This is a genomic window from Rhodococcus sp. 05-2254-2, from assembly GCF_002259095.1.
Lineage (GTDB): Bacteria > Actinomycetota > Actinomycetes > Mycobacteriales > Mycobacteriaceae > Rhodococcoides.
The window spans coordinates 45550-52019 of record NZ_NOZJ01000017.1 but is presented as its reverse complement, the minus strand read 5'-3'; the positions used below and the strand labels follow the sequence as shown (position 1 = coordinate 52019).

The window sequence follows — 6470 nt, the reverse complement described above, 5'->3', positions numbered from 1 at the left end:
CCCGACGCGGGGGAGGGGTGATGCGGGGCGGGATTACGCCTGCAGGCCCGCTTCGATTTCGAGGTTCAGCGTGATCTTGTCGCCGACGACAGCGCCGCCACCCTCGAGGGGCATGTCGATGCTGATGCCGAAGTCCTTGCGGTTGATGACGGTGCTGGCCTCGAAGCCGGCGACCGGTCCGTTGCCCATGCCGGCGTTGACGCCGTTGAACTCGAGCTTCAGGTCGATGGAGTTGGTGACGCCGTGGAGGGTGAAGTCGCCGGTGACGACGAAGTCTCCGCCGTCGGCCTTGACCGAGGTGGACTTGAACGTCGCGGTGGGGAACTTCTCGACCTCGAAGAAGTCGGCGGTCTTGAGGTGGCCGTCGCGCTGCGCGTTGTCGGTGGTGATGGACGCGACGTCGATCTCGGCGTCGACGGACGGGGTGCCGTCGGCGTCGACGGTGATGGTGCCGGTGAAGGCCTGGAAACGGCCACGGACCTTGCTGACCACCAGGTGGCGGACGGTGAATCCGACGGTGGAGTGAGCCGGGTCGATGGCCCAGGTACCTGCGGTGAGCTCGGGAAGTGCGATGGCGGTGGTCATGAGGACTCCTGTATGGGTTGAAGGTTCAAACTCATAGTACACAAGCGGACCGGGGTCCGTATATATTCCGGATGAACAGAAAGTGACGGACGCCATACCGTGTGGGGAGTGGCTAGGCGGTTTCCGGATCGCCCTTGGCGTCGCGGATGCCCTCGGTGCGCCGCAGCTCGGCGGTCTCCTGCTGCTCGAGCGCTGCGGTCTCCTGCTGTTCCAGCGCGATGTCGAATTCCAGATCGGCGTGCTGATGCCCCCGGAACAGCACGAGGAACACGATCCATCCGACGATGGCGACGAGAATGAAGCTCACGCCGCGATACACCAACGCCGAGGCCACGGCCTGCGATGCGCTGATCGAGGCAGCACTGGTGAGGAACGCGATGAGGGTCGCGTCGACCACCACCAGGCCGCCGGGTGCGAGAGGAACCGATCCCACGGCCTTGCCCGCAGCGAACGCGATCAGCAATCCCGACAACCGGGGATCCGCGCCGACGGCGAAGCATGCGAACGCCAGGCAGGCGACGTCGGCGAGTCGATGCACGGCGGACCACGACAGAGTGAGCGCGCCGTCGCGCTTGCCGAGTTGGACGGACTGGATCTGACCGATGATCTTGTCGATGCCCTCGGCACCGGCGTCGAGCTCGTGGTTGCGGAACGCGTTGTATCGACGCAGTCCCCAGCGCGCGATGTTCTTGATCGACTGCGGATGGTTCGAGATGTAGCGAACGGCGACGACGATCGCGATGACACCGGCGATCGGCAGAACCAGCGTGAAGGTGTTGAACGAACTTCCGACCACCAGTCCGCCTGCCACGCCGAGGACGGCAAGACCGGCAGCGGCGATCACGCCCGAGATGGCCAGTTGCCACGACGCGACGACCGGGCTCGCACCCCAGCGGCGGGTCTCGCGGTAGGTGAACGCGGTGGAGAACACCTGGCCTGCGGGGAGGGTGAGCGCCATTGCGGTGCTGCCGTAGATGACGGACACGGACTTGCGTTGGCGTACCTTCACACCGCCTGCGTCGAGCAGTTGCTTCTGCACTCGGCCGAATGCACTCAGCGACACGGCCTGGGCGAAGACGCAGGCCGCCAGCCAACCCCAGTGGATTTCGCGGACGGCGGTCCAGGATTCGTGCAGCCGCGGCCAGAGATAGATCGCCTCGCCCACCAGCAGGGCCACCAGGGCGATTCCGGCGATCCACTTGACCCACCGGAGTCGGTTGCGCGGACGCCGTACTGCGGGTCCGCTGGTGGAGCTGGGGTCGGGCACCCTGTCAGACTAACCGTCGCTGGAAGAGGAGTCGGGATACTCCACCGGCCAGGCCAGATGGGTGGCACGTCGTCGACCACGTAGTTGTACCTGGTCTCCCAGCTCCCACTGTTCCTGTTCCTCGTCGTCGGCGAAGTACAGGGCCGAGGTCGACGCCAGGACGCGTCCGGGACGCAGTTTTGCCAGCTCGGTCAGTCGCGACGCCTCGTTGACCGGGTCTCCGATGACCGTGTACTCGAAGCGCTCCGACGCACCGATGTTGCCTGCGACGGCCAGTCCTGCCGATACGCCGATGCCGATGTCGAGGCCGGTGATCTCGTCCAACGCGAATCGCAGTTCACGCGCGGCGGCGAGCGCGGCGGTCGGCGCGTCGGGACGATCCAGTGGGGCACCGAAGATCGCGAGGGCCGCGTCGCCCATGAATTTGTTGACGAACCCGTGATGACGTCCGACGACGTCGACGACCACCCGGAAGAACTCGTTGAGCAACACCACGACCTCGCTCGGTGGGCGCTCGGAGGCGGTGGCGGTGGAGCCGACCATGTCGACGAACAGCACTGCGACGAATCGTGTCTCGCCGCCGAGCTCGGTTCCGAACTGCAATGCCCGACGCGCCACGTCCTCACCGACGTGCTGGCCGAACAACTCTCGCAGGACGCGTCGTTCGGCCGATTCCTCCATCATGCGGTTGAAGCCCACCTGTAGGCGTCCGATCTCGGAACCGTCGAACACGTCGACCTCGACATCGGTCTCGCCGCGCTGAACTCGCTCGATGGCGCTGTGCAGCTGACTGATCGGGTCGGAGATCTGGCTCGCGGTCAGCATCGAGAGTACGAATGCCTGCACGATGGCCAGCACGCTGAGCAGGATGATGGCCACGGCGAGCGCGTTGGGGGAGAACACCAGATCGGTGGTCAGCTGCGTGGCGCACAGCAGAATGATGCCGATGACGGGCATCAAGGTGCCCAGGCCCCAGGTCATCGCCATGCGGGTACCGACGCCGGGGGTCATCGTGCGGTCGAATCTGCCCTCGCTCAACGCCAGGGCCGCGACCGGTCGCAGGATGCGCTCGCCGAGCATGTAGGTGAATCCGAACGTCACGGTGGCCGCCATACCGACGGTGACGATGACGGCGATGGACAACGACGGCATCTCCGCGATGGTCAACAGCACGAAGATGATGCCGCCGATGATCCACAGAATGAGGTGCACGATCGCCTGACGCAGCGGCGCGTGCAGCGTCGTCATCTGCTCCTTGCGGGTGGGTGGGCCACCGCGGAGCTGCCACCGGATCACCGAGCGCAGGAGGAAGTACGCGTAGATCAGGCTGACGACCAGGGCCACCAGGAGGTACGCCCCGAAGATGTACACATTGCGGACGCGGTCGGCGACGATCGATTGCGATTCGGGGATGGGCAGGCCGTATCGCACGAAGGCGAACACGAGCACCGCACCGAAGACGTTGGCGATGAGCATCGAGAGCATATAGAGCGGCCAGCGACTCTTCAGGGTGAGCGAGACCGCTCGGAAAGATGCCAGCACGGGTTAAATTTAGCGGGTGAGCACCGACGAGTTGCGGGCGCAAGGTACGGGGGCGTCCCCGGGCCCCGGTTCGGCTGCGGATTCGGTGCATCCGCTGGTGCGGGTCGGCGCGGAATGGACATGGCGACTGCTTGTCCTGTTTGCCGGATTCATCACGTTCTGCCTGGTGGTGGCCAAACTCAGCACCGTCGTCATTCCGCTCGGTCTTGCGCTCCTGGCGTCGGCGATGCTTGTTCCCGTCGTCGATTGGATGCACCGACGCGGAGTGCCACGCGCCGTCGCGGTGATCGTCGTGATCATCGCCAGCATCGGTGTCGTCGCCGGCATCATGACCTTCATCGTCGAGCAGTTCATCGAGGGCCTACCGCAGGTGGGTGATCAGTTCACCCAGTCCATCAACGGCATCGAGGAATGGCTCAGCAACGGCCCGCTGCACATCAGCGAGGATCAGATCAGGCAGGCCACGGACAGCCTCGTGAAGGTCGTTCAGGACAATCAGGAGGCCGTCACCAGCGGAGCGCTGACAACTGCGGCGGTGATCGGCGAGATACTCACCGGCGCGTTGCTCACACTCTTCGTCCTCATCTTCTTCCTGTACGGCGGAGATCAGATCTGGCAGTTCGTCACCCGGCTGGCACCGACCGCGGCCCGCAGAAAAATCCGCACCGCGGGCATCCAGGGCTTCGGGTCGCTGGTGGGATACGTCCGGGCGACGGTTGCCGTCGCGGCCGCCGATGCCATCGGCATCGGAGCCGGGCTGGCCATTCTCGGTGTACCACTGGCACTTCCGTTGGCCTCGTTGGTGTTCATCGGCGCGTTCATACCGATCATCGGTGCGGTGTTGACCGGATTCGTCGCGGTGTTCATCGCACTCGTCACCAAGGGCCTGATCACCGCGGTCATCACCCTCGGCATCGTGGTGGCCGTCATGCAGCTCGAAGGCCATGTGCTGCAACCACTCCTGCTGGGCCGTGCCGTGCGGCTGCACCCGCTGGCGGTAGTCCTGTCCATCACCGTCGGCATTCTGCTCGCGGGCATCGTCGGAGGCCTGCTGGCCGTACCGATCGTCGCCGTCCTCAACACCGCTGTGCGGTCGCTGCTGGCCGCCGACCCGGACGAGGTCTACGAGGAACTCGAGGTGCCCGACCCGCTGTACTCCGCCGAGCCGAGCGACCCGCACACTCCTCCCGGAAGCGACGAGCCGGAGCGACTCCCCAAGCGAGAGTTGAAGACTCCGAACAAGAAGACCGATGCAGACGGCTGATCGGGTCGGGACCACGCTCACCTCGTCCGATCCCGACACCCCGCTGTGGCGTGCCTCCCAGGTCTTTCGGCTGGTCACCCTCGTCTACGCCGTCGGCTACCAGGTGGCCACCGTCGACAACTACACCAATCCGCGGTTGAGCTGGATGTTGGTGGCGTCGATGGCCGTGTGGTCGGGGGCGTCGGCTCTGATGCTCGCGCGCGCATCGCTTCCGCGCTGGCAGGTGGTACTCGCCGATCAGATCATCGTCGTCGCCCTGATGGCGTCGACACGGCTGGTGGCCGATTACGACTGGTACAGCACCCGGCAAACATTGCCGACCACACTGTGGGCCACCAACGCGGTCATCTCCGCCGCAATCCTGTTGGGCCCCAAGGGCGGGATCGCGTCGGGAGTGGCGATGTCGGTGGTCAGCGCACTCGTCCGCGACCGCTTCGACTCCGACCTCTGGTCCGACGCCACCGCCCCGGTGCTGCTCTCGGCCGGACTGGCGCTGGGGATGGCGTCGAACACCGCCCGGCGGGCCCACGAAGAACTGCGTCGGGCAGCACGGTCGGCGGCGATCACCGAAGAGCGGGAACGGCTGGCGCGGCAGGTGCACGACGGAGTGTTGCAGGTACTGGCTCTGGTGCGACGGCGCGGGCTCGAAATAGGCGGGCCGGCAGCCGAACTCGCCGAGCTGGCCGGCGAGCAGGAGGTCGCTCTGCGGGTGCTGATCTCGGAACAGGCGGCTCCGCGTGGCGATCACGCCGATTCGATCGTCGATGTGCGGGCGCTGCTGCGAACTCAGGCGGGTTCCTCAGTGGCTGTCTCGACTCCGGCCGATCCGGTGCTCGTCGACTCCGACGTCGCCGAGGAGCTCGCCGCTGTCGTGGCGACCGCACTGTCCAACGTCGAGCTGCACGCCGGTGCCGATGCGAAGGCCTACGTGCTGCTCGAGGACGTCGACGGGGAATTGATCGTCAGCATTCGCGACGACGGCCGCGGAATCCCGGCCGGACGGCTCGCCGCCGCCGAAGCGGAAGGCCGGATGGGCGTCTCGAAATCGATACTCGGCCGCGTCGAATCTCTCGGTGGTACTGCGATACTCGACACCGAGGAGGGCGAGGGAACCGAATGGGAGATCCGCATTCCTCGAACGAAGGGACTTCGATGACCGAGGACACGAATGCCGACATCGCGGTGATGGTCGTCGACGATCACCCGATGTGGCGCGACGGCGTCGCCCGAGATCTCGACGCTGCCGGATTCAGGGTTGTCGCCACGTCAGACGGTGTCGCCGCTGCCGGCCGCCGCGCGCGAGCCACCACTCCCGACGTCGTGCTGATGGACATGCATCTGCCGGACGGCAACGGAGCCGACGCCACCGTCGCCGTCCTGGAGGCGTCGCCGCAGACGAGGATTCTGGTGCTCTCGGCGTCCGCGGAACGCAACGACGTGCTCGACGCCATCAAGGCGGGAGCGACGGGTTACCTGGTCAAGAGTGCATCGGCCGAGGAGCTGTTCGACGCGGTCCGCGCCACGTCGGCCGGGCAGGCGGTGTTCACTCCCGGCCTCGCGGGCCTGGTGCTCGGAGAGTTCCGGCGGATGTCGTCGTCGCCGCAACCGGAATCCGACACCCGTCCGACGCTGACCGACCGCGAAACCGAAGTGCTACGCCTGGTCGCAAAGGGTCTGAGCGCCAAGCAGATTGCGACCCGACTGACGCTGAGCCATCGCACCGTCGAAAATCACGTCCAGGCGACCCTGCGAAAATTGCAACTGGCCAACCGCGTCGAACTGACCCGATACGTCATCGAAAAAGGGCTGTGA

General features: G+C 65.9%; 6 protein-coding genes. 3 read left to right on the top strand and 3 right to left on the bottom strand.

All coding sequences use genetic code 11. The features are described from left to right. Positions 1 to 33: 33 nt before the first annotated feature. From CH283_RS19620 to CH283_RS19610, 3 genes are all read right to left on the bottom strand, one after another. A complete protein-coding gene (locus tag CH283_RS19620) occupies positions 34 to 585 on the bottom strand; it encodes a YceI family protein (RefSeq protein ID WP_094639223.1) in 552 nt (183 codons plus the stop codon). A gap of 112 nt (positions 586 to 697) precedes the next feature. Continuing rightward, complete coding sequence (locus tag CH283_RS19615) at positions 698 to 1852, bottom strand: lysylphosphatidylglycerol synthase transmembrane domain-containing protein (protein ID WP_094639222.1); 1155 nt, start codon at positions 1850 to 1852, stop codon at positions 698 to 700. Between the two features lie 9 nt (positions 1853 to 1861). Further along, a complete protein-coding gene (locus CH283_RS19610) occupies positions 1862 to 3337 on the bottom strand; it encodes an adenylate/guanylate cyclase domain-containing protein (RefSeq protein ID WP_068049088.1) in 1476 nt (491 codons plus the stop codon). Between the two features lie 142 nt (positions 3338 to 3479). Between CH283_RS19610 and CH283_RS19605 the strand changes: the two genes are divergently transcribed. From CH283_RS19605 to CH283_RS19595, 3 genes are read left to right on the top strand one after another with little or no spacing between them, the layout of a single operon-like run. Next, positions 3480 to 4658, top strand: coding sequence for an AI-2E family transporter (locus tag CH283_RS19605; RefSeq protein ID WP_094639231.1), 1179 nt, complete (start codon positions 3480 to 3482; stop codon positions 4656 to 4658). After that, on the top strand, positions 4645 to 5814 hold the full coding sequence (gene macS / locus CH283_RS19600) for a MacS family sensor histidine kinase (RefSeq protein WP_068049057.1): 1170 nt from the start codon (positions 4645 to 4647) through the stop codon (positions 5812 to 5814). Before CH283_RS19605 ends, macS begins: the two co-directional genes overlap by 14 nt. 29 nt (positions 5815 to 5843) lie before the next feature. Next, positions 5844 to 6470 carry a response regulator gene (locus tag CH283_RS19595; protein ID WP_176460202.1) on the top strand — a complete coding sequence of 209 codons (627 nt, stop codon included), beginning with the start codon at positions 5844 to 5846 and terminating at the stop codon, positions 6468 to 6470.

Excerpts from the sequence above, each read along its gene's own strand:
- CH283_RS19610 (WP_068049088.1), bottom strand. The coding sequence starts at position 3,337 with ATGCTCTCGATGCTCATCGCCAACGTCTTCGGTGCGGTGCTCGTGTTC.
- macS (WP_068049057.1), top strand. The coding sequence starts at position 4,645 with ATGCAGACGGCTGATCGGGTCGGGACCACGCTCACCTCGTCCGATCCC.
- CH283_RS19620 (WP_094639223.1), bottom strand. The coding sequence starts at position 585 with ATGACCACCGCCATCGCACTTCCCGAGCTCACCGCAGGTACCTGGGCC.
- CH283_RS19595 (WP_176460202.1), top strand. The coding sequence starts at position 5,844 with ATGGTCGTCGACGATCACCCGATGTGGCGCGACGGCGTCGCCCGAGAT.